This window comes from Sphaerisporangium sp. NBC_01403 (genome assembly GCF_045040145.1).
Taxonomy (GTDB): domain Bacteria; phylum Actinomycetota; class Actinomycetes; order Streptosporangiales; family Streptosporangiaceae; genus Sphaerisporangium; species Sphaerisporangium viridialbum.
Map to the genome: position 1 here is coordinate 3,775,921 of NZ_CP109534.1, position 26,825 is coordinate 3,802,745.

The window sequence follows — 26,825 nt, forward strand, 5'->3', positions numbered from 1 at the left end:
TCACGACCCGGCCGTCACCTTGCGACCTGAGTCCGCACTCTCACCAGCGAATCGGACTCCTGTTACTTGGTTTCGGCTCGGGAACATTCCGGACATTTAGCCGTAACTGATCGTCTATACGGTCACGGGCATTACCAGGTTCCTCAAGGAGCGTGTGGTGCCCAGAATCCGCTTCACCCTCACAACTCTCCTCACCCTCTCGCTCACCCTTACGCTCACACCGGCGGCCGCGATGGCCAAGGACCACCGGCCGCGCGCACTCGACCTGGAGACGCTCACCGGCGCCCAGGCCGAGGCCATGATGGCCAAGGGACAGCTCACCTCCGTCGAGCTCACCCAGGCCTATCTCGACCGCATCGCGGCGCTGAACAAGCGCGGTCCGGGGCTGAACGCCGTGACCCAGATCAACGCGGACGCGCTGAAGCAGGCGGCGCTGGCCGACCGCCAGCGGAAGGCGGGCCAGGTCCTCGGGCCCGCGCACGGGCTGCCGATCCTCCTGAAAGACCTCATCGACGTCACCGGCATGTACACCTCGGCCGGCAACTACTCGCTGCGCAAGTCGTACCCGGCGACGGACGCGGGCATCACCAAGAAGCTGCGCGAGCGCGGGGTCGTGATCCTCGGCAAGCTCGGGCTCTCGGAGTTCGCCAACAGCTTCGGCAACCAGCCGTCCGGTTTCAGCAACCTCACCGGGCAGGTCATCAACGGCATCGACGCCGACCAGAACCCCAGCGGCTCCTCGTCCGGAACCGGCACGGCCATGGCGGCGGCGCTGTCCACGCTCGGGATCGGCACGGAGACGTCGGGGTCGATCATCAGCCCGTCGAGCACGCAGAGCCTCGTCGGGCTGCGGCCGACCGTCGGGCTCGTGCCGGGGTACGGCATCGCGCCCATCAGCGCCTCGCAGGACACCGCGGGGCCGATGGTGCGCAGCGTGTCGGACGCGGCGATGACGCTCGCCTCGATCGCCGGGCCCGACCCGGACAGCGACGCGGAGTACAGCGCGATCTTCGGACCCGACTACCTCGCCACCGGCGTCATCCCCACCCCGCCCGCGAAGCTGCCGGACTACATGGCGGCCCTGGACGTCGGCTTCGTCAAGGGCAAGAAGGTCGGCTACAACGGCACGCTCACCGACGGCAGCCCGCTCAAGATCGCGTACGACGCGCTGACCGCCGCGGGCGCGATCATGGTGCCGCGGCCGGCGGCGACCATCGGGACGCTGCCGAACCTGCCCAGCGGCTACGAGCAGCACAAGACCATCGACGAGTACTACAAGCGCCTCGGCTCGAAGGCGCCGATCCAGTCGCTGGTGCAGGAGGTGGCCGACAACCAGGCCAACGAGCAGCAGGCGCTGAAGTTCGGCAACAACAGCCACCTCAACGCGTCGCTCGCCGACATCACCCCCGGCGGGGCCAACGAGACCGCGTACCGGACGAACCTGCCCATCCGCAAGGCCGCCTGGCACAAGGCCATCGACGACATGATGGGCTACACCAACTCCGACCCGGCCCAGCCCGCCGACCCGGTGATCGCGATCCTCGGCAGCGTCCCGAACGGGCCGCAGGCCGGGTACCCCACGATGACGATCCCCATGGGGTACGCCGCCACGACCCGCCGCGCGGTCAACGTGCAGGTCCACGGCAACGCGTACGACGAGTACAACCTGATCGGCGTCGGGTACGTCATCGAGCAGGCCACCCGCCTGCGCCAGACGGCCGCATCGGTGAACCCGAGCATGTACCGCTGCGCGCACACCGTCCCGGCGCCGCCCTTCGCCAAGCGCGGGCACTGCAACCCCGACTACGACACGATCATGGACCTGCTCGGCCGCGCGCCCCAGCCGCTGCGGGTCTCGCTGGAGACCGAGTCGGCGCAGAGCCTTGGCGCCCGGCTCGCCGCGGGCACGCTCACCTCGGAGGAGCTCGTCAAGGCGTACCTCTACCGGATCGCGCTGACCAACGCCGAGGGACCGGCCACGCAGGCGGTCCGCTCGATCAACACCGACGCCATCAAGGAGGCCCGGGAGCTCGACCGGGAGCGCGACAAGGACAAGAAGGATAAGAAGGGTCACAAGCCGCCACGCGGTCCGCTGTACGGCCTTCCCGTGCTGCTCAACGACGGGTTCGACGTGGACTCGCTGGCCACGACGGGCGGCTCGATCGCCCTGCAGGACCTCCGGCCGGCCGGCGACTCGACGGTGGCGGCCAAGCTCAAGGCCGCCGGGGCGATCATCCTCGGCAAGACGAACGTCTCCGAGCTGAACGGCGTCTTCGACTCGAACATGCCGAAGGGGTACTCCTCGCTCGCCGGTCAGGTGCTCCTGCCGTCCGACACCGACAAGACCCCGGCGGGTTCGTCCGGCGGTTCCGCGGCGGCGACGGCGTCCGGGCTCGCCGCGTTCACCATCGGGATGGAGACGTCGACCGACTCGGCCCAGCTGGTGGCCCCCGCCGACGCGGCGGGCGTCGTCGGCCTGAAGCCGACGGTCGGGCTGGTCAGCCGTACCGGCGTCCTGCCGGTCGCCCGGTCGCAGGACGCGCCCGGGCCGATCACCCGCACGGTGTACGACGCCGCGAGCGCGCTCACGGCGATCGCCGGACCCGACCGGTCCGACCCGGCGACGGCCGACTCGCCGGTCAAGGACTACACCGCGGGGCTGTCCCCGACCGCCCTCAAGGGCAAGAAGATCGCCGTCGTGGCGAGCACGGCCGCGCCGTACCCCGCGATGGTGACGGCCCTGCAGTCGCTCGGGGCCACGACGACCCAGGTGACACCGGGCACGCCGAGCCCCGACCCGGCGAGCGTCGTGCCGCGCGAGTTCAAGCGCGACCTGAACACCTACCTGTCCGGCGTACGGCGCGGCCCCGGAGCCCGGTCACTGCAGGCCATCATCGACTACAACGACGCCAACCCCGTGGAGGGACTGAAGTACCAGCAGGGCCAGCTCCTCGCCGCCCAGGCCGTCGACCTGTCCGACCCCGCCACCGGCGCGGCGTACCAGGCCGACCTGGAGGCGGGCAAGGCGTCCAACCGCGCGCTGATCGACGGCATCCTCACCAACGGGACGCCCGGCGACAAGTCCGACGACTTCGACGCCGTCATGGTGCCGAGCGGCAGCGCGCTCGTCGGTTACGCCGACCGCGCGGGCTACCCGGCGCTGACGCTCCCCGCGGGGTACGGCGCCACCGCCAGCTCCGCGGGCCACAACCCGATCGGCGTCACCTTCGTCGGCACGGCCTTCAGCGAGGCGAACCTCCTGGCCGGCGGCTACGCCCTCGAACAGGCGACGCACGTCCGCCTCGCCCCGAGCTACACCAACCCGAGCATGTGGCGGTGCGTGCCCGGCAGCACGTTCTTCACCGGGGAGCTGTGCAACCCCGGCGACCGCCTCCTCACGACCCGCCCCCACCACTGACCTTCGACCCCGGGGCCCGCGCCGTCACCCGGCGCGGGCCCTCCCGTTGTCGCGCTAACGCGTGCGCGACGCCGGCCACCGGCCGGGGCCCGGGGTGTCCTTGGGCAGGTCCTTTCTGTCGATGACCTCGTCGGCCGGCGGGGCGGTCACGACGACGCGAAGTCCCCAGCCGGTGTAGCGGGTGTCGAGCTGCGTGGTCATGACGCGCCTGCCCAGGGTGTCCTTGGTCATCAGCCGCTTGATCAGGCCTTCGCCGTCGGTCCAGAGCCGCCACCCGATCTTGCGCTTGCCGAACTCGCTGACGGGCAGACCGCGGAACTCCCGGGCGTAGGTGCTCTTGGACGCCTTGTACAGCTCCGCGTACGTCACCGTCCCCTGGTAGAAGAACCCGCCGGAGACGGGCTTGCCCTTCGAGTCCTTCAGCACGGCCCGGAGGACGGCCGGCTGGAACACGTCGAGGGTCTGCTCGGTGACTGCGTCGACCGGGATCTCCTTCAACGCCATGCCCATCCAGGTCTTCCCCTCGGGAAGCAGGCGGTCATAGGAGCCACCGGAGATGTAGAGACGTCCCTTGACGTAGGTCAGGTAGTACGGGTCGAACTGGTCGGAAGACGGGTCGTCGCCCCTGCTTTCCAGTTCGTTCTTGAGTTCCGGGTCGGGAATCTCCTGCCAGGTGGTGTCGAAGGCGACCGGTCCAGAGGGACTCAACTGCAGTCTGCTGTTCTTCCGTGATCTGACCGTGGTCTTGTCGAAGGTCAGACGACTGATCTCGGCGATCTCGACGCCGCGTCCGGCCCGGAGCTGCCGCTTGACCATGAGCGCCGGGTCGGTGGGACCGGCCTGGGCGGCCGCCGGAGCGGCGGCGACGGGCACGAACGCGATCAGCACGACGGCCGGCATGGTGAACCATCGCCTCATAGGCTCTTCGTCCTTTTCAAGGAATATGAGGATATGTAAGCGGTGATCATCCCAGATGACGAATGCGGGGGTAAGCCCCGTCGAATAACCCGTTGCCCGCCGGGTGCGCCGCCTGCTGTACTCGCGATCGACGGACCCGTCACCCGAGGAGGCGAAATGAGGCACGCGTTCATGTCCATCCAGAACGCCACAGTCACCCATACAAAGGACATGACGCTTGTCGACCTCGTTGACCTCGGGGAGTGCGGCCCACGGTAGCCGGGTTCTCCGTTCACTCCTGCCCGGGCCCGGCTCCGCCGTACTCCTGGTTCTCGCCGTCACGGCCGCGACGGCTCTGCCGCTCGCGGCGCCGCAGTTCACCCGCCGGTTCGTCGATGACGCGGTCGGCGGCGCGGGCATCTACCCGCTCGTCCTCATCGCGCTGAGCTATCTCGGCCTGTCGGTCGCCGGGCAGGCCGCCCGGATGGTCACCGCCTGGCTGGGCAGCCGGGTGGCCTGGGACGGGACCAACCGGCTGCGCGAACGGCTGGCCGAGCACGCGCTCAGCCTGGACATGGCGTTCCACGGCAGGCACACACCCGGCGAGATGATCGAACGGGTGGACGGCGACGTGGTCGCCGTCGCCGACTTCGTCGTGGCACTCCTGCTGGACGTGGTGGTCAGCGTTCTGCTGCTGTGCGGGGTGATCGTGGTGGTGTTCACCATCGATCCCGGCATCGGCATGGTGCTGCTGGCCTACTGCGTATTGATCGGCTTGGGGATGATCCGTGCGCAGCGCCTCGCCGTGCCCTCCGCCACGCGTGCGCGGGCGGAGGGCGCCGCCCTGCTCGGCTACCTGGAGGAGCGGCTGGCGGGGGCGGACGATCTGCGCGCCAACGGCGCGGGCGAGCACGCTGTGCGCCGCCTCTATCAGGTCAGCGCCGCGCTGTGGCGGACCGAGCGGCGCAGGGACGCGGTGGGCAGCGGCATCCTGGCCGGGACGAGCGTGGCGTTCGCGACGGGCACGGCGCTCATGCTGGCTCTGTCGGGCACGCTCAGCGTCGGCACCGCGGTGCTGCTGTTCCAGTACACGCTCATGGTTCGCACGCCGTTCGAGCGGCTGCTCGACCAGCTTCGCCAGTACCAGACGGCCCTTGCCGGACTGGGACGCATCGGCGACCTGCTCGCCGAACGGCGCACGCTGCCCGTGCCCGCCACGGTCAAGAGCCTTCCCGAGACCGGAGCGCTGCGCCTGGAGTTCGACGCCGTCGACTTCGCCTACGACGACGAGCCGGTGCTCAAGGGCGTCGCGCTCAGCCTGGCGCCAGGCGAGACGCTCGGCCTGGTGGGCCGCACCGGCAGCGGCAAGACCACCATCGCCCGCCTGGTGGCGCGCCTGTACGACCCGACGGCGGGTGTCGTCCGGGTCGGCGGCCTGGACCTGCGTGAGGTGGACGCCGCGTCGGTCCGCAGGAGGATCGGAGTGGTCACCCAGGACGTGCAGCTGTTCGCCGCCAGCGTCCGGGACAATCTCACCCTGTTCCGGCCTTGTGCCGACGACGAGCGCCTGCGGGCCATCCTTTCCGAAGTCGGGCTCCCCGACTGGGACCTCGACGCCCAGCTCGGCAAGGTCTCGGCAGGGCAGGCGCAGCTACTGGCCTTCGCACGGGCCTTCCTCGCCGACCCCGGGCTCGTGGTGCTCGACGAGGCGTCCAGCCGGCTCGACCCGGCCACCGAAGGCCGCATCGAAGGCAGCATGACGCGGCTGCTGTCCGGCAGGACCGGCGTGCTGATCGCCCACCGGCTCGCGTCGCTGTCCCAGGTGGACCAGATCGCCGTCGTGTCCGGCGGCGAGATCGTCGAGTACGGCAGGCGGCGGGATCTCCTCGCCGACCCGGCCAGCCGGTTCGCGCGCATGCTCTCCGGGGTGGGCCGGTGAAGCCCGTCATGGTGGTGGCAACCGCGCTGGCCCGCTTCGACCTGCGCCGCTACCTCATCGGCGGCCTGCTGTGGCTGCCGGTCAGCGTCCTGCCGCTGGGCAGCGGGCTGATCCTGCGGCAGCTGTTCGACGACCTCACCGTTCGCCGGCTTCCGCTGTTGCTGTGCGCGGCGTTCGTCGGGGTGGAGGTGGTCCGCGGCCTCATGATCACCGTCGCCTGGACCTACGGGGACTACTGGTGGATCGCGGCGGCGACCCTGCTGCGAGCCAACGTGCTGCGCTCGATCCTGACCGGCCGGGGACGGGTGCCGCACTCCTCCGGCGAGGCGCTCGCCCGGCTGCGTGACGACGTGAGCGACGTGGTGGAGTTCGTGGACGAGTCCGTGCCGCTGGCCGGCGCCACGCTCTTCAGCACCGCCGCGCTGGCGATCATGGCGTCCATCGACCCGGTCATCACGCTGGTCCTGGTCGTTCCGACGGTCGCGATCGCGTTGCTGAGCCGTCTGATGAACGGGCTGATCAGGCGGCTGCACCAGCGGGCCCGCGTGCTCGGCGCGGCCGTCACCGGCTACCTGGGCGAGATCTTCGGCGGAGTGCTGGCGATCAAGACCGCCGGTGCCGAGGAGGCGGCGCTGGAGCGTCTGCGTCAGCACAACCGCCTGCGTCGCGAGGCCGCGGTGAAGGACCGGCTGGCGACCGACCTGCTGAGCACCGCGACCGGCGCGACCGTCGAGATCAGTATCGGCCTGGTGCTGCTGCTGGCCGCCCCCGCCATGCGCCGTGGCGACTTCACGGTGGGCGACCTGGTGCTGTTCACCACCTATGTCGGCTGGCTCACCGCGTTGCCGCGCGCCATCGGTGTGATCCTCTCGCGGATGCCCCAGGCGAGCGTCTCCACCGAGCGGCTCACCCAGATGATGGGCGCGGGAGAGGAGCCGTCGCGCGACACCGGTGTCTGGTTCCGCCGGGAGTACCCCGCCGCGGTTCGCCCTGCTCACAGCGACCCGCTGGAGGTGCTGCGGGCGCGGAACCTCACCGTCGGGTACGGCTTGCACGGGGTGGACCTTGAGGTCAGGCGGGGATCGTTCACGGTCGTCACCGGCGCGGTCGGCGCGGGCAAGACGACGCTGGTACGTGCCCTGCTCGGGCTGGAACCGCTGGACGCCGGCACGATCCGCTGGAACGACGGGCCGGTGGCCGATCCCGGCCGCTTCCTGGTGCCCGGCCGGGTCGCCTACGTCGGGCAGGTGCCGAGGCTGTTCTCCGCCACCCTGCGGGAGAACCTGCTGCTCGGCTGGCCTTCCGACCAACTGGACCGGGCGGTGGAGCTGGCGGCGTTCGACCGTGATCTGGGCGGGATGCCCGAGGGCCTGGACACGGAGGTCGGCTCCCGGGGTGTGCGGCTGTCGGGCGGGCAGGCGCAGCGGGTGACCGCCGCGCGGGCCCTGGTCCGCTCGCCGGACCTGCTCGTGGTGGACGACCTGTCCTCGGCGTTGGACGTGGAGACCGAACAGCAGTTGTGGGAGCGGATCACCGGCGTCACCACGCTCCTGGTCGTCTCCCACCGGCCCGCCGTACTGGCGCGGGCCGACCAGATCCTCGTCCTCGACCGGGGCCGGCTGGTCGGCGTGGGGCGGCTGAACGAGCTGCTGGAGTCCTGCCCGGAGATGCGGCGCCTGTGGTCGCTCAGTCCGCTGGACGAGCCGGGACCGGCCCCTGGGATTCCGGCGGGCGCTACCGGGCGGCTTCGAGCGAATCCCGGCTGAGCATCACGGCCGGCTCGACGTCCGGGCGACACACGGAGATGACCCGGCCGGGCCGTACGGCGGGACGGCGACGCCCCGGCATCCGCGCGGGTGGGAGCCGGGGCGTTGTGCTGCGGCTATCGGAGCCTTCAGCGCGTTGCTCGACCTATCCGACGGTCCGCTCCTCCGCGGTCCCGAAGACCGGGCCGAGGTCGTCGAAGGGAGCCGGCGTGATGGACGGGCGGGAGAGCCGCAGGCCGACCGCGGGGGTACCGGCTCCGACCGGGGCGGGCGCGGCGGGACGGTCGGACTGGCAGCGTTGCTTTTCTGACGGGGTCATCGGTCCGGTGCGCTGGTAGACGCGGTCGGACAGTTCGGTGGTGGGGTAGTCCAGGACGGTGTACAGGCGCCATTCGGCGTTGGGGTCGGCCGGAGCCGGGTTCATGGTGAACCAGCCCTCGGTGCGGCGGCGGCCGGCCTGGGTCTCGATCCAGGACGCCTCGGCGGGCTGGACGATCTCGGTGACCGTGCGGGTCGTGGAGGGAGCCCAGTCAGGGGCCCTGCCGGTCCCGGCGGTGAACTGCTGGGCCATGACGCTGACCGTGGTCCCGCTGCCGGGCAGCCCGGCGTTGGCGGGCAGGTCGCCGTAGGAGCGCCCGCTGAAGTCGACCGGGCGGGTGCGGTTCAGGGTGTTGCGCGTGCAGTTGATGTAGGTGTCGCTGTTGAGCTGGGCAGGCTCGTAGTAGGCGTAGGAGTAGGCCTTGTCCGGGGTGAAGAGGCACCTTCCCAGCGCGCCGGCGCAGTAGTTCACCATGTCGGCCACCGGCCTGCGGTCGTTGCCGTAGAAGGCCTCCGACGGCGGCAGGGCGGTCTTGGGAATGGTCTTGTCCACCGGTGGCGGGATCTGGACCGCCCGCACATCAGCGATCAAGGGACCGCAGGCCGCGCCGGCGTTGGCGCCGGTCTGCGGAACCTGGGAGGTGAAGGTGACCAGCGGCTCGTTCTCGGCGGCGGTGAAGGTGTAGGTCTGTCCGAGACGCCAGACGCCCTTGCCGAGGACGCCGGCCTTCTTGTCCGGGTCGGGAGCGGTGGTCCGATCGCCGACCGGGCCGCCGGCACCCTCCACGGTGTAGGGCTGGCCCGTTGCGAGGCTTGCCGGGGTGCAGACGGTGGCGACGCTGGGGCTGTCGTCAAAGGTCACGGTGACCTGCGCGCCGGCGCGCACACCGCGCAGCCGCTGCTTGAAGGCGTAGGCGGGAGCCGGTATACGGAGCATGACGGCCGCCTTCCCCTCCGGATGCCCCGAGGCGGTACCCGAGTAGCGCCCGACGCCGGACGCCGTGCCGGCTCCGTTGGTCGAGCCCACCGACCAGCCCCGGATGGCCGACCAGTTGACGTCGGAGCCGGTGAAGGCGGGAAGGGCGAAGTCGCCGTTGATGACGGCGACCGGCTGGGGGGCGGCCCGTCCGGCATATGAGGGTTGCGCGGCCGCGGACATGACCAGGCACAAGATGGCCGTGGTGCCAGCGGACCGGACCGCACCGGTCCGGTCGCGGGTGTGCGGTGTCTTCACGATGATCTCCACGGGAACAGGTCGGTCAGGAACGCTCGGCGGCGAGCACGGTGCGGTGGGTCAGCCGTGCGCCCGGCGGCAGCGCAGGGACGGCGGTCAGCGGATCGGTGCCACCGGCCAGGCGACTGCCGGTGTCGTCCACGGCGGTCTTGCCTCCGGGGCGCAGCCGCTCGCAGGCGGTGCCGGGCACGGTATAGGTGTCGGCTATGAAGGTGCTGGTGTTGACGCTGGAGGGGCCGTCGACGACGACGTTGCGCACCGACAGTCCCCCACCGACGGTGATCTTCCCCGCCACCCGCTGCATGGCGGAACTGGCACCGAACACCAGGGCGTCACCAGGGCGCACAGTGGTGGTGTAGCTGGTGGACTCGGTCTGCTCGGTGGTCCAGTTGCGCGAGTACTGGAGTTTGAAGGCCCCCTGGAAGGCGCCCTTGACCCCGAGCGAGCCCGTCACCTTGCCGTTGCCGGTGGCGCCGGCCTTGGCCGTGACCGACGCCGAGGGGCCCTGCTGCATGTTGGGCATCGTGAACGTCCCGCCGGCTTCGCCGTTCACTCCGGCGGACACCTCACCTGAGGCGCTGATGTTCCCCTCCGCCGTGATGTTGCCGGTGATCTCCCCGCCGAGGTTGTCGGTACTGCCGGTCTTCAGAGTGATCTGGCGGACAACCTGGATCGCGTCCTTGGTGCAGTTGATCGCCGCGTTGCCCAAGGACTTGACGGTCGTGTGGTACTCCATCGACAGACGCCTGTCGATGTGGAAGCGGCAGTCGCCGGGCTCGGCGGCGCAACGCTCGGTCGCCTGTCGCACCGACGACAGCGGCTTGTCGCCGTCGAACGCCTGCGCGGTGGGCACCTCGGGCTGAGAAGAGGCGAACGCGGCCATCGGCACCAGGGCGAGAAGGGCGGCCGCCGGAAGCAGCGACATCCGGCCGCACCGGGAGTTGAGGGCGATCATGGCTTCATCAGCTCGCAGACACCGGTCAGCTGTGCCAGGCCGCCCGAGGCGGTGAGCACGGAGGGCAGATCCGCGGCGAACGCGGCGCACGTCCCGTCCAGGACCGAGGCGGCGTTGTCCGACGGCGCGGGCTGGAAGTTCTGCAGCGCCTGCTTGACCTCCTCCATGCCCTGACGCTGCTCGGCACCGTCACCGGCGAGCTTCTCCATGCACTGCTTGGACTCCGGGGGGCACTGCTCGGCCTTCTCCTTGGCCGTGGCGATGTCCTTCTTGGCCTCGGCGACTTCCTTGCCGACCTCCTCACGACCGGACTCGACGCTCTCGCGCTCCTTCGCCGGCGCGCCGCACGGCTTGGGCTCACCACCGGGACAGGGCTCCTCCTCCGGAGGAACGGTCGAGGAAGTACTCGGGGTCGGATTCGAAGCCGGGGTCTCGATGCCCTGACTGGCGGAAGCGGCGGGCGTCGCCTCCCCAGGGGCGAACGCGAACGCGGCGGCGATGGCCAATGCTGATGCGAGCATGGCAAATGGCCCGAGCAGGCGGGTGGTGTACATGTCCTTCTTCCAATGTCGAGTGGATTGAAATTCACGCCTCGGCAGAATGCGTACACAAAGTAACCCTGTAAGCACTTATAGCAATGAGTGCCACGCCCGTGATCAGCCCGATTTACGACGCCATGACCGTGCCGCCGGATAGGACAAGCGCGCGGCGCGGTGGCGCTCAGGCGCGTTCGCGCAGGCCGGTCTCGCCGGCGACGACGCCGGCCTGCGGGCCGGCCTCGCCGCAGTCGGGGCCGTTCGGGAAGGCGCCCTTGGGGGTCACCTCGATCTCCCGGTCGAGTACGGACGCGCCCTCGCCGTCGAACAGCGCCACGCCGACCCGCACCGCCTTCTTGGGGAGGCCGGGAAGGTCGTTGAAGGCGACCAGCTCGCCATCGGGCGTAGCGACCGCGCCGCAGGTGTCTTCGGGGCCGGGCCCGCAGGTCTTCCGCGCGGGGACGCTCGTGGTCGAGGGGGTGAGCACGAGCCCGGCATCGCGGCAGGACCCGTCCCAGCAGACCCGCATCGTGGCCCGCTTCACCTTGGCGGCCAGCGGCGCCTCGACGCGCAGGGCCAGCCCGACCGGCATGCCGATCTGGGTGCAGACGTTCGTGGAAGGCACGATGCCGCCGCATCCCGCCAGGCAGGCGACAACGGCGAGGACGGAGATCATGACGCTGCGACGCACGTCCGTATAGACGTATCCCATGCCCGCTCGGTTCTCCTGCCCCGCTCCGTCTCTGGTCAGCCCGCCTTCGGCGTCCAGGCGCCGGGACGTAGGTAGGGGGATACTCATGTGCCTCGCGTTCACCGGCCCTAGCTTCGGGAGTGATCCGGCGCGGGCACCTCCGCCGGCCACCGGCGCGCGCCCCCGACGCCGGCGGGTTCCCGGGGCGGCTTGGAGGAGAGCGCCGTCATGGCCGACGAGTTCGTGGTGAGCGGGAGGATCGGTGACCGCTGGCGGGCGACGGGCGCGGAGAGAGGGCCTCTCGGGCGCGCGACCGGCCCGGAGACGGACGCGGAGGGGCGCGGGCGGCGCCAGACCTTCGAGCACGGTGAGATCTGCTGGTCCGAGCACCAGAAGGCCGTCGTCATGGCGTACCGGTTGTGGAAGGACGCGGTCTTCGACTGGGTGATCGCCGAGCAGTACACCTACGACTACTTCCGGATGGATGTCGCCTTCGACGGGCGGGGCCAGGGTCAGGCGAACTTCGCGATCCACGGGCGGCCGGATCGCGGGAGGCGCAGGATCCGGCTGCAGGGCTACGGGGAGTACGCCTTCACCGTCAAGGGCTGCGACGACTCCGGGCCGGAGGAGAGCATCCAAGGATGGACGGTCCCGGTACGGATCCGGCTCGCCCCGGAGTCGTCCGCCGGTGAGCCCTTCCCCGTCCAAGGGGTGATCGCGGAGCGCTGGAGCGAGCTGGGCGCCGGGGCCGGAGCCCTCGGCCATCCTCTCGCCGAGGAGGAGGTAGGCGGGGGCGACTACCACATCCAGCGCTTCGAGCGCGGCACCGTCGCGGCGTACCCGGAGTTCGGGCCGCACATGACGGTACTGGCCTACCAGCAGGGCCGGACCCTCGTGATCAACTGGGGGTTCATCGAAGGCGCCATCTCGGCGGAGTCCATCGTCGAGGTGTTCTACCTCGACGGGGGCGACCCCCAGCCGGTGTACACCGAGCGGGTGCCCCTGTCGGCCTTCGCGACGCTGGAGTGCGCCCGGCAGAGCGCCAGCTCGGGACAGATCCGCTACACGCCCGGGCAGGCAGGCTCGTACATGGTGCGCGTCACCGACTTCGTCGGCCGCAAGTTCGGTGTCCACGTCAATGTCATCCTGCGGGACCTCCACCTGGAGCCGCTCGAAAGGGGCGGGACGCCCGGGCGGGCCTTCGCGACGCACAAGGCCCGCGTCAACGCGCTGGTGAACTACACGGCCACCTCGCGCACGCTGGTCCCGGGCGACACCAAGGCCGGAGAGGACCTCGCCACGGCCCTGATCGCCCGCTGCCACGCCCTGAGCCTGGACGCCGGCCACCGCACCCCCGGGGAACTGCCCAGCTACGTCCTCGTGAACGAGGTGCTGAAAGACCTGACGCCTGGACAGGTGGGCACCGACGCCACGGAGTTCGTCGGAGTGTGGGTCTGCAAGACGAAGGGTGAGTACGACACCTTCCTGAAGGGTCTCATCACCATCGTCCATCGGTACGGCGACCTGCTCACGCCGGAGGTGGACGAGCACGTGACGCACGAGCTTCTCACGCTCAGCGGGGGCCATGACGTGGGCATCGAGACCAAGGAGGTGTGCTGCGACTTCGAGTCGCTGCTGCCTCCCCCGCTCAGCCTCCTCGAATGCCTCGACCCGCCCGAGTCGGAGAACCACATCCTCCTGATCGAGTCGAGCCGGTACCTCACCAACCAGTTCCTGTTCTCGCGGACACAGGACCCGAGGTACGACAACCAGGCGAACGGGCTGGCGAACTGGCTGCTCGGCTACCTGCACACCATCGCCAAGCACGACTTCCACGAGTACAACGCCCGGCCCTACCAGCGCTACTCACTGAACGCGCTGATCAACCTGTTCGAGTTCTCCTCCGACCCACGGGTGAGGACGGCGGCGCGGATCGTGCTCGACTACACGACGGTGAAGTTCGCCGTGTCGAGCAACAGGCTCCGCCGGATGGGACCGTTCAGGAGACTTGTGTCGGACGTCAACGGTCCCGGTGCCCCGCACAACGACCTCGTGCTCTCCGCCGACCCGCAGTTCGGTTTCTTCCTCGCCTACACCGGCCCGGTCAACCCGGACGGGACCGGAGGCGAGTGGATCCAGTTCCAGTGGTCCACCGAAGGGCTGATCGCCGGCCTGTCGTCCTACCGCCCGCCCGCCGCGGCGTACGTGCACGCCCTGACCAAGACCGAGGCCGTGCAGCACTGGCTCTACCACGGGGAACGACCGGCGGTCCGCGGCTTCGGCGGCACGCCGCTGCTCGCGTCACCGGAACCGCCCGCCGGTGGCATCGAGATCTACTACAGCTCCCCCTCGTTCCTGCTGACGGCCGGCGGCATGTTCGTCAACAGCGGCTACGGACACGACGAGCTGATGTCGTTCAAGAACGTCGGCGCCGTGCAGTCGACCACGCTGCTGCCCACGCGCGCCGACGTGCGGTTCGAGGACGTGATCCGGCTGGACGTCTACCCCGGCAACCGGGGGGCCACCAACTACGGCGTGCATCGCGGCTTCGCCTGCGGCGCCAATCTGCGCGGGCTGGACAAGTGGTGCGAGCTCACCCACACGCCCAAGGACGGCCCCTGGGTGATCCTGAACCTCGACCAGGACCTGCCGGGCTACGGACGGCTGGGTTTCTGGGTGGCCGCGTACCGGACGCCGGCCGCGAACCCCGGTTCACTGGTCACCGCTCCCGAGAACGTCGGGTTCTTCTACGCGATGGAAGCCTCGCCGATGGGCTTCGACGAGTTCGCGAAGCGGACCAGGGACCGCAATTCCACGCTGCCGGCCAGCCTCGCCATCGGCGACCACTACGTGTTCAACTCGGCCGACGACCACAGCTTCACGTACCGCCTCTGGCCCGCGGGGGTGGCGTACCTGCCGATCGTGCACCACATGGACGGGCAGCCCGTCGTGGAGGACTTCCGCGGCCTGCCGCTGGTCGACGGCCCGTACCTGAAGGCGCCGCACGGCCATGACGGGTACGTCGAGATCCGCACCACGGGGTGCGACACCCCGCTGGTGCTGGATTTCCGCGACCCGCTGAACCCCGTGCGCCACGACAACGATGTCCGGTGCCCGCGGCCGCTGCTTGACCGCGCTCAGGCGCTCTACGAGCTCGCCTGGGACCTATGGAACGCGAACCGACACGAGGATGGACTGAAGACCATGCGAGAGAGAGTGCAGATCTTGGACGAGCTGGCCGCCTCGGACCCGGGTGGGTACAAGGCCATGCTGGCCCAGGTGCTGGTCGAGGAGACGATGTTCCGCACGCCGGACCTGCCCGGCGCCCAGCGGGCCGGTGAGCGGGCCGTCGCCATCTACCAGGAGCTCGCCGGGGTCCCCGCCGTGCCAGGCTATCCCGACCTGTCCGGCCTGACCCCGAACGCCTACTGGCCCCAGCTCGCCGGCGCCTTCTACTTCCTCGCCTACGCGTACTGGGATGACGGCAAGCAGATCGAAGGACTCCGCTGCATGCGCAACCGCGTCCGCCTGTACGAGCGACTCGCCGCGGACGGCGGGGCCGGCTCCGCGGCCGACCTGGAGGCGGCCCGCAAGACCCTGCCCCCCTTCGGCGGCTGACACCCGGCGGCGCTCCCCCGAAACCTGGCACCGCCTGAACGGTTATGCGTGGCCGGGCGCTGTTGGGGAGGCGGGGGCGGTGGAGCCGCGTACCACGAGTTCGGTGGCGAGTTCGACGTGGTGGGAGTCGACGCGTTCCCCGGCCGCCAGGCGCAGCGCCGTGCGCACCGCGACGCCGCCCATCTCCCGCAGCGGCTGGCGCACGGTGGTCAGCGGCGGCGAGCCCATCCGGGCGATCTGGGTGTCGTCGAAGCCCACGATGCTGAGGTCCTCGGGCACTCGCAACCCCCGCGCCCTGGCGGCCTCCAGCACGCCGAGCGCGATCTCGTCGCAGCCGGCGAAGATGGCCGTGGGGGCCTCGATCAGGTCGAACAGGGCCGCGCCGCCCGCCACGCCGTCCTGGTAGTGGAAGTGCCTCGTCCGCACGTAACTCGGCGGAACAGGAGCGCCCGCCGCCTCCATGGCGGCGCGGTAGCCGTGCAGCCGGGCCTGGTTGCAGGCGGCGGTGGCCGGGCCGCCGAGGTAGGCGATGCGACGGTGCCCGAGCCCGAGCAGGTGCTGCGTCGCGGCCAGGCCCCCGGCGAAGTTCGTCGAGCCGACGCTGGTCACCTCGGTCTGCGGCAGGTTCAGCGGGTCGATCACGACCAGTGGCAACTGCGCGCGGGACAGGGCGGCGAGCTGCCCGGTGGTCAGCTCGCTGGTGACGGCGATCAGCGCCCGCCGCCCGGTCGCGGCCAGGTCGCGCGCCCACGTTCCGGTGCGGTCGGCGTTGGTCCGGATGCTCACCACGATCGCCACGTCGAGCTCCGCCCCGGCCTCCACCGCGCCCTGGACGATCTCGGTCGAGTACGCGTTGAGATCGGTGTCGAACTCCACCTCGATCGTGTCGAGCACGGCCGTCTCGCCCCGTCGCTGCGGCAGCGCGACGTAGTCGTGCTGCTCCAGCAACGACTGCACGAGCGAGCGGGTCGCCGGGGCGACGTCGCTGCGGCCGTTGAGCACCTTCGACACGGTCGCGACCGACACGCCCGCCGAGGCCGCGACCGTGGCCAGCGTGGCCCGTCTACGACTGGCCGGCATCTGTTCCCCCCTGTAGTGCGGCGCCGGAGCCCGGTGCCGGCTCGACGTCCACGGGCGTGACCAGGCGGCGGCCGCGGCCGACGTGACGCGGTGGGCCGGTCAACCGTACGCGGCCCCGGCAGGGCAGGTCGGAGGCCGACGCGCCCGCGAAGACCTCGATGTCGCCGGGCTCGACGACGCGCCGCAGGTCGCGCCCGGTGAAGGCGGTGCGGTCGGCGCTCACGGTGAAGGTCGCCCGCGCGCTCGCGCCCGGCTCCAGGCGAACCCGGGCGAACCCGGCGAGCTGCAGCACCGGCCGGGTGACCTGGGCGATCACGTCGTGCAGATAGAGCTGGACGACCTCCTCGCCCGCCCGCTCTCCGGTGTTGCGCACGCGCACGGACGCGGTGAACTCGCCGCCGGTGGGCACCTCGGCGTCGCTGATCCGCAGGTCGTCGATCTCGAAGGTGGTGTACGAGGCGCCGTAGCCGAACGGGAACAGCGGGGTGGGGTCGAGGTTGCTGATGCCGTGGCTGTTGGAGCCCAGCGGCGGCTGCAGGTAGGTGCCCGGCTGCCCGCCCGGGCTCCGCGGGATCTGCACCGGCAGCTTCCCGCCGGGCTGCACCCGGCCGGACAGGACGCCCGCGATGGCCGCCCCGCCCTCCTCGCCCGGCATGAACGCCTGGACGAGCGCGGCGGCCGTGCCGGACACCGCACCCAGCGCGTACGGGCGGCCGGACACCACGACCACCACGACCGGCGTGCCGGTGGCGGCCAGCTCGACCAGCAGGTCCTCCTGCACCCCGGGCAGCCGCAGGTCCTCGGCGTCGCAGCCCTCGCCCGAGGTTCCCTGCCCGAACAGCCCGGCCAGGTCGCCGACGACGGCCACGCACAGGTCGGACTCGCGGGCCGCCTGCAGCGCGGCGGCGAAGCCGGACCGATCCTCGCTCCGCACGTCGCAGCCTCGCTCGTGGACCAGCTCGGCGCCCGGCAGTTCGGCGCGCAGCGCGTCGATCAGGCTGGGCGCGTCCACGCCGAGCCCGAGCCCCGGATGACGGGGCAGCACGTGGTTGGGGAAGGCGTAGCAGCCCATGAACGTGCGCGGGTCGTCGGCGCAGGGCCCGACCACGGCGACCCGGCGCGGCTCCGGACGCCCCTCGCCGAGCAGTGGCAGCGCGGTGCCCGCGTCGAGCAGCACGATCGACCGCTCGGCCAGTTCACGGGCCAGAGTGCGGTTGGCCGGCGAGTCCAGGTCCACGGCCTCCGCCCCGGCCACCGACTTCTCCGGCGTCCAGCCGGGGTCCAGCAGCCCGAGCTCCACCTTCTGCGTGAGCAGGCGGCGGGCGGCCCGGTCCACCAGGGACTCCGGCAGCTCGCCCCGCCGCACCCGCTCGGTCAGGTGCTGGCCGTAGCCGAGCGTGTCGGGCAGCTCGACGTCGATGCCCGCGGTCAGCGCCTGCACCCCGGCCTCGTCGGTGTCCGCGGCGACCTGGTGCGTCGTCGCGAGGAACGGGACCGCCCAGTAGTCCGACACGACCGTCCCCGTGAACCCCCACTCGCCCCGCAGCAGGTCGGTCAGCAGCCACGAGTCGGCCGCGGCGGGAACGCCGTCCACGTCGCAGTAGGAGTTCATGACCGAACGCGCGCCGCCCTCGACGATGGCGGTCTCGAACGTCGGCAGGATCATGTCCATCAGCTCGCGCCGGCCCATCGGCACCGGGCCGTGGTTGCGGGCCGCCCGGGCGGCGGAGTATCCGGCGAAGTGCTTGAGCGTGGCGATGATCCCGGCGCTCTCCAGGCCGCGCACGTAGGCCGCGCCGAGCATCGCGACGAGGTACGGGTCCTCGCCCATGGTCTCCTCGACCCGGCCCCAGCGGTAGTCGCGCACCACGTCCAGCACCGGCGACAGCCCCTGGTGGACGCCCACGGCGCGCATGTCCCGCCCGATGGCGGCGGCCATCCGCTCGACCAGGTCCGGGTCGAACGTCGCGCCCCAGGCGATGGCCGCCGGGTAGACCGTCGCGCCGTAGGTGGTGAAACCGGTCAGGCACTCCTCGTGGACCAGTGCCGGGATGCCGAGCCGGGAGCTCTCCACCACCTCGCGCTGCAGCCGCACCACCTCGGCGGCGCCCTCCGCCGCGGTCACCGGAGCGCTGCCGAACACCCGCGTCAGGTGGCCGAGCCCGTGGCGGATCGCCTCCTCGAAGGGCACGGTTCCCGAGGCCGTGAAGACGTCCTGCATCGGGGCCACGTTCAGCGGGCCCGCGGCATCGTCCTCGGGCTCCCCGCCCTGGTCGAGCTGCATGTCGTTGCCGATCCACCGGCTGCCGAGCTGGCCGACCTTCTCCTCCAGGGTCAGCTCCTCGAGGAGGGCGTCGACCCGGTCGGCGACGGGGAGTGACGGGTCCTGCCATGGCCGGAGGATCTGGTCCGCCGCAGAAGCCCGATCTAGCGCCGTCATCTGCTCTCCTCAAGAAAGAACTTGTTCCCGCAACTGTCCGAAACTTTTCGACACTCCGTGACAGCTCCGCCCGAATACGTGGTTCACGGGAGATCACCAGGTGAACACCCGTGCGAGAGTACCTTACACACGCCTCATCGGGCGCTGGCGAGGGTGTGGGATCACCCTTGACAGGCAAGTAGCGGAAATCTAAATTGGCGTGCCACGCGGCCTGTTTCGAAAATGTTTCGACAAGCTGATCAAGGAGGAGCGGACGCGTGGCACCGGAGGTGCTGATCCACGACCGCCGGCCACCGCATCTGATGTTTCGCATGGAGCCGCGCCCCCGCCCAGGCATTCGACGTACGGAGATCAGCGTGGATTCCAGGACAACATCTCGCCGCAACTTCCTCATCCTCTCCATGGGGCTCCCCCTCGGGGCCGCGTTAGCGGCCTGCGGCACCTCCGGCCCGACCGGGGCCGGCGCCGGTGGCGGGGCCAGTAGTGGGGGTGGCGGCGGGAGCAAGGCCACCTACTGGTACCTGTCGGTCCAGCCGCAGGAAGGTGTGCGCACCAGGGCCGTGGAGCAGTTCAACAAGGCCAACCCCAACGGCCAGATCACGGGGACGGTCTTCCAGAACGACGCGTACAAGACGAAGATCAAGACGGCGATCGGCGCGGGCCAGGCGCCCACCATCATCTGGGGCTGGGGCGGCGGGACGCTGCGCACCTATGTGCAGGCCGGCCAGGTGGAGGACCTCACCTCGTTCTTCGACCAGAACGCCGCCGTGAAGGACCGGCTGTTCCCCTCCTCCTTCGGGGCCGCGACGATCGACGGCAAGATCTACGCGATGCCGTGCGAGACCGTGCAGCCCATCGTCCTGTTCTACAACAAGAAGCTCTTCGACAAGATCGGCGCGAAGCCGCCGGAGTCGTGGGGCGACATCATGGACCTGGTCCCCAAGTTCAACGCCGCCGGCATCGCCCCGTTCTCCCTCGGCGGCCAGTCCCGCTGGACGAACATGATGTGGCTGGAGTTCCTCTTCGACCGCATCGGCGGCCCCGAGGTGTTCCAGGCCGTGTTCGACGCCAAGAAGGACGCCTGGTCCCACCCCGCCGCCCTCGAAGCCCTGACCAAGATGCAGGAGCTCATCAAGGCCGACGGGTTCATCAAGGGCTTCTCCTCGATCACGGCCGACTCCAACGCCGACCAGGCGCTGCTGTACACCGGCAAGGCCGCGATGATGCTGCACGGCAGCTGGACGTACGGCAGCATGTCGACCGACGGCGGCGACTTTGTCTCCGGCGGCAACCTCGGCTACATGAACTTCCCTCCGGTCGAGGGGGGCAAGGGCGACCCGAGCAACACCGTCGGCAACCCCGGCCAGTACCTGTCGATCTCCTCCAAGGCCACCGCCGAGCAGAAGGAGATCGCCAAGAAGTTCTTCGCCACCGGCGTGCTCAGCGACCAGGAAGCCAAGGAATGGGTGGGCATCGGCTCCGTGCCGATCGTCAAGGGCGCTGACAGCTCGTTCGCCTCCTCCAAGGACGCCGACTGGCTGAAGTTCGTCTACGGCGTCGCCAGCCAGGCCAAGACGTTCGCCCAGTCCTGGGACCAGGCGCTCAGCCCCACCGCGGCCGAGGTGCTGCTGGACAACATCGCCAAGCTGTTCCAGCTCTCGATCACGCCGCAGCAGTTCGTGTCGAACATGAACGCGGTCATCGGCAGTTGAGCGTGTTCGCCACCCCCGCCCGGAGAGAGACGCCGCCGGCCGCCACGCGAGGGGCCCGCGGCGGCGTCCTCCCGTGGCTGGCCGTGCCGGCCCTCGCGGTCTTCCTCGCCTTCGGGATCATCCCGCTCATCGGGGTCCTGCTGCTCAGCTTCACCTCCTGGGACGGGCTCGGCGAGATACAGATGTCCGGGCTCACGAGCTGGCGGGCCGTGCTCAGTGACCCCGGCCTGCCGCACGCGCTGTGGGTGACGTTCCTGGTGATGGCCGCCTCCTGGGCGGTCCAGACGCCGGCCAGCATCCTGATCGGGGTGTTCCTGGCCGGGCACCAGCGCTACCGCGCGGTGCTGGCGGTGCTGTACTTCATCCCGCTGCTGCTCAGCTCGGCCGCCATCGCCATCACGTACAAGGCGCTGCTGGACCCGAACTTCGGGCTCGGCGCCGGGCTGCACATCGGGCTGCTCACGCAGGACTGGCTCGGCGAGCCCGTCCTCGCCTTCAGCGTCGTGATCTTCGTGGTGTCGTGGCAGTTCATCCCGTTCCACTCGCTGATCTACCAGGGCGGCGTGCGGCAGATCCCGCGCTCCATGTACGAGGCCGCCGAACTGGACGGCGCGGGCCGGATCCGCAAGTTCTTCAGCATCACGCTGCCGCAGCTCAAGTACACGATCCTCACCTCCTCCACCCTCATGGTCGTCGGCTCCCTGACCTTCTTCGACCTGATCTTCGTGCTGACCGCGGGCGGCCCCGGCGACGCCACCCGGGTGCTCGCCCTGGACATGTACAAGCGCGGGTTCCAGGCCAACCTCATGGGACCGGCCAGCGCGATCGCCGTCATCCTCGTCCTCGTGGGCCTCGCCCTGGCGCTGTTCCTGCGCCGGCTCGGCGGCGGCAACGCCAACGCCAGCCAGCTGGAAGGGGCCTGACCATGGGCATGACCCACACGACGGGAGTCGAGCGGGCCACCGCGCCCGGAACGCGCACGCGGCGGCGGCCGGGCACGACCGGCGAGCGCCCCAACTGGCTGGGCGGGGCGGTTGGCTGGCTGTGGCTGGCGGTCGTGATCGTGCCGATCTACTGGATCGTCGTCACCAGCTTCAAGTCGCAGAGCACCTACTACGCGACCAACCCGCTGGCGCCGCCCGGAGAGCCGACCCTGGCCAACTACAAGATGGTCATCGAATCGGACTTCCCGCTGTACTTCCTCAACAGCCTCATCGTCACCATCGGCGCGGTCGTCCCGGCGGTCGCGTTCGCGTTCATGGCGGCGTACGCGATCGTCCGGGGCGGCACCGGTCGCTTCCTGCGCGGGGTGAACTCGCTCTTCCTCATGGGCCTCGCCATCCCGTTGCAGGCGACCATCATCCCGATCTACCTGATCATCATCCGGCTGCGCCTCTACGACTCACTGACGGCGCTGATCCTCCCGTCGATCGCCTTCGCGATCCCGCTGTCGGTGCTGGTCCTCGCCAACTTCATCCGCGACGTGCCCAAGGAGCTGTTCGAGTCGATGCGGCTGGACGGCGCGGGCGAGATCATGACGCTCTGGCGCCTTGCCTTCCCGCTCACCCGGCCGGCCGTGGTGACGGTGACGATCTACAACGCGCTGACGATCTGGAACGGATTCCTGCTGCCGCTGATCCTCACCCAGAGCCCCGACAAGCGCACGCTGCCACTCGCGCTGTGGAGCTTCCAGGGGCAGTACAGCGTGAACGTGCCCGCCGTGCTCGCCTCCGTCGTGCTGACCACGCTCCCCATCCTGATCCTTTACGTGATCGGCCGCCGCCAGCTGCTCAGCGGCCTGACCGCCGGTTTCGGCAAGTGACCGACGGCCGGCCCGCCGGAGCCACTCCCCCGGGCCGGCCGTCGGTCACCTCACCAGGGCGCCTATGCCCGCTCGGGGCGTACGGCGCGGTCGGCCATCCGCATGGAGACCTCCAGCATCAGGCGCACGAGCAGGGACACGCCTGCGGCTTCCGCGACCACGGGCAGCGCGATGAGGGCCAGAGGCCACAGCGCGCGCAGCGCCCGGCCCAGGTCACCGCTCGGTAGCAGTTTGATCGTGATGGTCATGGCGGACCTCCTCCACCTACGCGAGAGGACGCCCCGCAAGGGCACCGTTTCGGCGCGAAGGCGGACGGAAGCCGGGGCTCGGCGCCCTAGAGGCCGCGCCGTCCGCGGTGCCGCCGGTGGCGGGTGCGGGGTGTCATGGAACGGGACCAGTGACTATGGCAATCACCGTCCAACGCGCCCACCTCCTTACCTTCGCCGCCCACGACGCGTGCGCGAGCGCCGTAGCACTCGCCGTCCAAGGGCGGATGGTCACCTCGATCGCCGGCACCCCTCATGTAAGAGCTTTGGCACTGCGCGGCTTGATCCCGAACCCGGGAAGCCACTTGGGGTCACCCCTTAAGCCGGGGAGACCTGTCCTGACCCTGGGCATCTCTCGATGTCGTGGGGTCAGTGGCCTGTGTCCGCGCAGACGCCTCACCGAACGAGGTGCCGTCCCCTCCAGGACACCCCCTGCCGTCCGCCCCGTCAAGCCGGGCTGCCAAAGATCTCCCTGCTCAGCGGGGTAAGGGGGTCCGAGTCGCCGGAAACCGGCAGCAAAAGGCTGAGCGGGCCGCCGCCTGGCGGCCCGCTCAGCCGGTCGGGACCCCTGGTCAGCCGTTCGCCGCGGTGAACGCGGCCGCCCCGCCGACGAGCGGCAGCGTGACCGTGCTCTTCGTCGTGTCGAGGTACAGCGTCGTGCCGGGGGTGGGCCGGATGGTGTACTCGTAGTCGCTCGACAGCACCACGATGCCGACGCGGTGTCCCGCCTGGAACACGTAGTCATGCGGCTGCATGTCGAAGTCGAGGCGGTACGGGCTGCCCGGCTTGACCGGCTCGGTCTCCGAGATCGACTTGCGGTTCTGCGGATCCGCCCAGCCCCGGGTGATGATCTTCGCCTTGCCGTTCTGGTCGTAGTCGACGAGCAGCGCCGTGACGTTCGCGGCCGGCCGTCCGAAGCTCATCCGCAGCGACACCTGCGGCGTGCCGCTGAGCCGTACCGCGCCGGTCAGCGCCCCGGACTTGTAGGCAAGGCGGTTCGGGGAGGTCACGGCGTCGGCGAGGGCCTGCGCCCGCTTGGACGCGTCGTCGACGATCGTCTCGGTCACCGGCTTGCCCTGACGCGTCTTGTCGCCGGTGAGCACACCGGGGGTCCCGTCCGTGCTGGGCGCCAGGTTGAGCTCCGCGGCCGCCGCGGCCGGTTCCGGCCACTCCGGGTACTCCACCAGCGTCCTGTCCTCGCGCTGGATCAGCGCACGCGGGTCGTTCTCCACCCCGTTCTGGTAACCCCAGAGGTAGCGGGTGAACCAGCGGTTGAGCACGTTGACGCTGGGCGAGCCGCCGTGCCCGCCCTGGTGCAGATAGATCTTGTGCGGCACTCCGCGCGCCTTGAGCGCCTCGTACCACTGCGCGGCGTGCTTGGTCTTGACGTTCCAGTCGTTGAGCCCGTGCGCGACCAGCACCGCGGCGTGGACCTTGCCGACGTCGTTCATGTAGTTGCGCTCGTCCCAGAAGGCGTTGTAGTCGCCGGTGACCCGGTCCTGCGCCTTCGCGAGCTCCTCGATGACGCTCCGGCAGACCTGCCTGTCCGCGCGGGTGTAGACGTACTCCGCGAGCACGTCGGTGTCCTCGCCCTGGTAGCCGCCGGGTGCGACCACGGCGCCGTTCGCGCGGTAGTAGTCGTACCAGCTGGAGATCGCCGAGATCGGCACGATGGCCTCCAGGCCGTCGACGCCGGTGCTCGCGACCGCGTTGGGCAGGGTGCCGTTGTAGGAGGTGCCGATCATGCCGACCTTGCCGGTCGTCCAGGGCGCCTTGACCTCCCCGCCGGTGGCGTTGTAAGCCTTCGCGCGGCCGTTCAGCCAGTCCACGACGGACTTCGCGCCGATGGTCTCGTTGCGCCCACCGGTGGTCGGGCAGCCGTCGGACTTGCCGCTGCCCAGCGACTCGGCGTGGACCACCGCGAAACCACGAGGCAGCCAGTTGGACTCGTGGCTGGTGCTGATGGCGGGCTGCGGGCCGGCACCGGCCACGGCCTCGTCGGCGTCGGCCGCGACGGCCAGCCGCTCGTCGGTCGCCGGGTTCCGCACCGAACCACCGCGGTTCTGCCAGCCCTTGCCCGGGCGGACCGCCTCGTTGAGGTCGTGGTCGACGTTGTGGTTCGTGATCGGGTTGCCGCCGGCGTAGTAGGGGCTGACCTCGTACACGACGGGCGACTTCAGGCCGGCCGTCTCGGTCTCCCGAAGGCGGGTGACCTCGGCGTGCACCCGGTCGTTCCGTCCGTCGCCGTCACTGTCGACCGGGGTCTCGATCCACACCTCCTCGCGGATCCAGTCGTTGCGGTTGGCCGAGAACACCGGCTGGGCCATGCCGTCCTGGATGACCGGTCCGACGGAGGCCGCCGCGTCGGCGGTGGCCGAGTTCGTGGCGACCCCCGCGAGGGTCATGGTGGCGGCGAGACCCAGGGCCGCGGCGCCGCGGCGTACTGATCCCGGACTACGGAAAGCGGTTGGGGGCACATGGCCCGTCCCCTGGCGCGGCAAAGACATCGGCAAACCTTCCCGAACGATCACCTTAGGAGCGGAAAAACGCCGCCTAGCAGGTCAATGGACCGGAAAGGCGTTCCCACGAATGATCTACGGTCGCGCAATGTCTTACGATGGCTGTTTTGTCTCGATTTCGTCTCGATCACGGTATTTCCGACAGGCTTTCCGGCGCTCCGCCCGGGTTCATTTCCATCTGGACCCGGTTGCCGATGCGCGGCAGGTCATCCGACGGGTTCGGCGCTACGGAAGCTGTCGCGAGACACTCTTCGGCATGCGTATGACTACACGAGAGCTCAACCGGGCCACGCTCGGCCGGCAGTTGCTCCTGCGCCGGGAGGCACTCAAGGTCGGCGACGCGGTGCGCCGCGTGGTCGCCCTGCAGGCGCAGCAGCCCGCCTCGCCCTACGTCGCGCTCTGGAACCGGCTCACCGACTTCGACCCGGTCGACCTCGACGCCGCCTTCGGCGACCGTACGCTCGTGAAGGCGACCTTGATGCGGATCACCTTGCACGTCGTGCACGCGGACGACCATCCGGCCATGCACACGGCCATGCGGCCGACGCTACGCGGCGCCAGGCTCGGCGACCGTCGCTTCACGGCGAGCGGGCTCTCCGCCGCCGACGCCGACATGCTGGTCCCGCACCTGCTGGAGTTCGCGGGCCGGCCCCGTACGGCGGCCGAGGTGGAGGATTGGCTTCACACGCGGCTCGCGGTCCTCCCGAAGGGCGTGTGGTGGGCGCTGCGGTCGTTCGCGCCGCTGCTGCACGCCCCCACCGGCGCGCCGTGGTCGTTCGGTTCCCGGCCGTCGTACGTCACGGCCGGGACGCCGCCCACGCCTGAAGGCACGCCTGACGAGTGCCTGCGGGCATTGGTTCAGCGCTATCTGGAGGGGTTCGGCCCCGCATCGGTGGCGGACGTCGCGCAGTTCGCCCTGGTTCAGCGTTCCAGAGCACGGGACGCCGTGCATGCCGTCTCCGGCGCGCTGGAGCGGCTGGAAGGGCCCGACGGCACCGAGCTCTTCGACGTCTCCGGCGCACCGCGCCCCCATGAAGACACGCCGGCCCCGCCAAGGCTGCTGGCCATGTGGGACAGCATCCTGCTCGCCTACGCCGACCGGAGCCGGGTCATCCCGCCCGACTACCGAAAGCTGGTCGCCCGGTCGAACGGCGACGTGCTGCCGACGCTGCTCGTCGACGGCTACGTCGCCGGGGTGTGGCGCCCGGTCGAGGGAGGAATCGAGGCCACCGCGTTCCACCGGCTTTCCGGTGAGGCATGGGATGGGCTCGCCGCCGAAGCCAGGTCGCTCGTGGCGCTCCTGACCGACCGCGAACCGCGGGCCTACCGCCGCTACGACCGCTGGTGGGCCACCCTGCCCAGCGCCGAGGTCCGCGTGCTGCCTGGCTAGACGAGGAGCCGAGGGCTGGGACCGGCTGTAGGTCGGCCGCCGCCTGCCTGTTGTGCCGATCGGCTATGGAATAGGGTCGTCCTGTTCGTAAGGAGAACGCGAGTTCGCAGAACGAACAGTCGCGTGGAAGGAGGGGACGCCATGGGTTCGCCCACGTCCTGCGCGAGCGGCGCGAGCGGTGGGGCGTCGCCGCCATCTGCATCGGCGTCGGCCAGGGCCTGGCC

The 26,825-nt window shown here is 70.4% G+C and carries 17 protein-coding genes and 1 riboswitch; of the genes, 8 read left to right on the plus strand and 9 right to left on the minus strand.

What is annotated here, in order from left to right:
• Window positions 1-157: 157 nt before the first annotated feature.
• Window positions 158-3,418 carry an amidase family protein gene (locus OG589_RS17285; protein ID WP_405150254.1) on the plus strand — a complete coding sequence of 1,087 codons (3,261 nt, stop codon included), beginning with the start codon at window positions 158-160 and terminating at the stop codon, window positions 3,416-3,418.
• A gap of 54 nt (window positions 3,419-3,472) precedes the next feature.
• On the opposite strand, the gene OG589_RS17290 is transcribed toward OG589_RS17285, so the two are convergent.
• Window positions 3,473-4,336, minus strand: a complete 864-nt coding sequence (locus OG589_RS17290) for a hypothetical protein (RefSeq protein WP_405150256.1) — start codon at window positions 4,334-4,336, stop codon at window positions 3,473-3,475.
• 217 nt (window positions 4,337-4,553) lie between these two features.
• Here OG589_RS17290 and OG589_RS17295 point away from each other — a divergent pair, with 217 nt between their 5' ends.
• Window positions 4,554-6,254, plus strand: a complete 1,701-nt coding sequence (locus OG589_RS17295; protein WP_405150258.1) for an ABC transporter ATP-binding protein — start codon at window positions 4,554-4,556, stop codon at window positions 6,252-6,254.
• Window positions 6,251-8,020, plus strand: coding sequence for an ABC transporter ATP-binding protein (locus OG589_RS17300; RefSeq protein ID WP_405150260.1), 1,770 nt, complete (start codon window positions 6,251-6,253; stop codon window positions 8,018-8,020). The genes OG589_RS17295 and OG589_RS17300 overlap by 4 nt, the downstream gene beginning before the upstream one ends.
• A 145-nt stretch (window positions 8,021-8,165) precedes the next feature.
• Here the strand turns inward: OG589_RS17300 and OG589_RS17305 are convergent, their stop codons facing one another.
• The 4 genes from OG589_RS17305 to OG589_RS17320 form a co-directional block, all read right to left on the minus strand.
• Complete coding sequence (locus OG589_RS17305) at window positions 8,166-9,572, minus strand: hypothetical protein (protein WP_405150261.1); 1,407 nt, start codon at window positions 9,570-9,572, stop codon at window positions 8,166-8,168.
• A gap of 25 nt (window positions 9,573-9,597) precedes the next feature.
• On the minus strand, window positions 9,598-10,527 hold the full coding sequence (locus OG589_RS17310) for a hypothetical protein (RefSeq protein WP_405150262.1): 930 nt from the start codon (window positions 10,525-10,527) through the stop codon (window positions 9,598-9,600).
• On the minus strand, window positions 10,524-11,081 hold the full coding sequence (locus OG589_RS17315; protein ID WP_405150263.1) for a hypothetical protein: 558 nt from the start codon (window positions 11,079-11,081) through the stop codon (window positions 10,524-10,526). The genes OG589_RS17310 and OG589_RS17315 overlap by 4 nt, the downstream gene beginning before the upstream one ends.
• 166 nt (window positions 11,082-11,247) lie before the next feature.
• Complete coding sequence (locus OG589_RS17320) at window positions 11,248-11,775, minus strand: hypothetical protein (RefSeq protein ID WP_405150264.1); 528 nt, start codon at window positions 11,773-11,775, stop codon at window positions 11,248-11,250.
• Window positions 11,776-11,982: 207 nt separating this feature from the next.
• Here OG589_RS17320 and OG589_RS17325 point away from each other — a divergent pair, with 207 nt between their 5' ends.
• The gene (locus OG589_RS17325) at window positions 11,983-15,372 is read left to right on the plus strand and encodes an LGFP repeat-containing protein (RefSeq protein WP_405150266.1); all 3,390 of its coding nucleotides are present in this window, start codon (window positions 11,983-11,985) and stop codon (window positions 15,370-15,372) included.
• A 42-nt stretch (window positions 15,373-15,414) separates the two neighbouring features.
• Here the strand turns inward: OG589_RS17325 and OG589_RS17330 are convergent, their stop codons facing one another.
• Window positions 15,415-16,452, minus strand: coding sequence for a LacI family DNA-binding transcriptional regulator (locus OG589_RS17330; protein ID WP_405150268.1), 1,038 nt, complete (start codon window positions 16,450-16,452; stop codon window positions 15,415-15,417).
• On the minus strand, window positions 16,436-18,892 hold the full coding sequence (locus OG589_RS17335) for a glycoside hydrolase family 3 N-terminal domain-containing protein (RefSeq protein WP_405150270.1): 2,457 nt from the start codon (window positions 18,890-18,892) through the stop codon (window positions 16,436-16,438). Before OG589_RS17335 ends, OG589_RS17330 begins: the two co-directional genes overlap by 17 nt.
• Window positions 18,893-19,248: 356 nt before the next feature.
• Here OG589_RS17335 and OG589_RS17340 point away from each other — a divergent pair, with 356 nt between their 5' ends.
• Genes OG589_RS17340 through OG589_RS17350 form a run of 3 tightly spaced genes read left to right on the plus strand, consistent with a single transcriptional unit; the run spans window position 19,249 to window position 22,426 of the window.
• Window positions 19,249-20,604 carry an extracellular solute-binding protein gene (locus OG589_RS17340; protein ID WP_405150272.1) on the plus strand — a complete coding sequence of 452 codons (1,356 nt, stop codon included), beginning with the start codon at window positions 19,249-19,251 and terminating at the stop codon, window positions 20,602-20,604.
• A gap of 2 nt (window positions 20,605-20,606) precedes the next feature.
• On the plus strand, window positions 20,607-21,527 hold the full coding sequence (locus OG589_RS17345; protein ID WP_405152060.1) for a carbohydrate ABC transporter permease: 921 nt from the start codon (window positions 20,607-20,609) through the stop codon (window positions 21,525-21,527).
• Between the two features lie 2 nt (window positions 21,528-21,529).
• The gene (locus OG589_RS17350; protein ID WP_405150273.1) at window positions 21,530-22,426 is read left to right on the plus strand and encodes a carbohydrate ABC transporter permease; all 897 of its coding nucleotides are present in this window, start codon (window positions 21,530-21,532) and stop codon (window positions 22,424-22,426) included.
• Window positions 22,427-22,488: 62 nt separating this feature from the next.
• On the opposite strand, the gene OG589_RS17355 is transcribed toward OG589_RS17350, so the two are convergent.
• Window positions 22,489-22,674, minus strand: coding sequence for a hypothetical protein (locus tag OG589_RS17355; RefSeq protein ID WP_405150274.1), 186 nt, complete (start codon window positions 22,672-22,674; stop codon window positions 22,489-22,491).
• Between the two features lie 261 nt (window positions 22,675-22,935).
• Window positions 22,936-23,107, minus strand: a riboswitch (M-box (ykoK) riboswitch).
• A 157-nt stretch (window positions 23,108-23,264) separates the two neighbouring features.
• A complete protein-coding gene (locus OG589_RS17360) occupies window positions 23,265-25,097 on the minus strand; it encodes a Xaa-Pro dipeptidyl-peptidase (protein WP_405150276.1) in 1,833 nt (610 codons plus the stop codon).
• Between the two features lie 370 nt (window positions 25,098-25,467).
• Here OG589_RS17360 and OG589_RS17365 point away from each other — a divergent pair, with 370 nt between their 5' ends.
• Window positions 25,468-26,601, plus strand: a complete 1,134-nt coding sequence (locus tag OG589_RS17365; protein WP_405150278.1) for a winged helix DNA-binding domain-containing protein — start codon at window positions 25,468-25,470, stop codon at window positions 26,599-26,601.
• Window positions 26,602-26,825 lie beyond the last annotated feature (224 nt).

Coding starts and splice junctions, on each gene's coding strand:
- OG589_RS17350 (WP_405150273.1), top strand. CDS start 21,530: ATGGGCATGACCCACACGACGGGAGTCGAGCGGGCCACCGCGCCCGGA.
- OG589_RS17320 (WP_405150264.1), bottom strand. CDS start 11,775: ATGGGATACGTCTATACGGACGTGCGTCGCAGCGTCATGATCTCCGTC.
- OG589_RS17365 (WP_405150278.1), top strand. CDS start 25,468: ATGCGTATGACTACACGAGAGCTCAACCGGGCCACGCTCGGCCGGCAG.
- OG589_RS17330 (WP_405150268.1), bottom strand. CDS start 16,452: ATGCCGGCCAGTCGTAGACGGGCCACGCTGGCCACGGTCGCGGCCTCG.
- OG589_RS17355 (WP_405150274.1), bottom strand. CDS start 22,674: ATGACCATCACGATCAAACTGCTACCGAGCGGTGACCTGGGCCGGGCG.
- OG589_RS17290 (WP_405150256.1), bottom strand. CDS start 4,336: ATGAGGCGATGGTTCACCATGCCGGCCGTCGTGCTGATCGCGTTCGTG.
- OG589_RS17310 (WP_405150262.1), bottom strand. CDS start 10,527: ATGATCGCCCTCAACTCCCGGTGCGGCCGGATGTCGCTGCTTCCGGCG.
- OG589_RS17335 (WP_405150270.1), bottom strand. CDS start 18,892: ATGACGGCGCTAGATCGGGCTTCTGCGGCGGACCAGATCCTCCGGCCA.
- OG589_RS17325 (WP_405150266.1), top strand. CDS start 11,983: ATGGCCGACGAGTTCGTGGTGAGCGGGAGGATCGGTGACCGCTGGCGG.
- OG589_RS17360 (WP_405150276.1), bottom strand. CDS start 25,097: ATGACCCTCGCGGGGGTCGCCACGAACTCGGCCACCGCCGACGCGGCG.
- OG589_RS17315 (WP_405150263.1), bottom strand. CDS start 11,081: ATGTACACCACCCGCCTGCTCGGGCCATTTGCCATGCTCGCATCAGCA.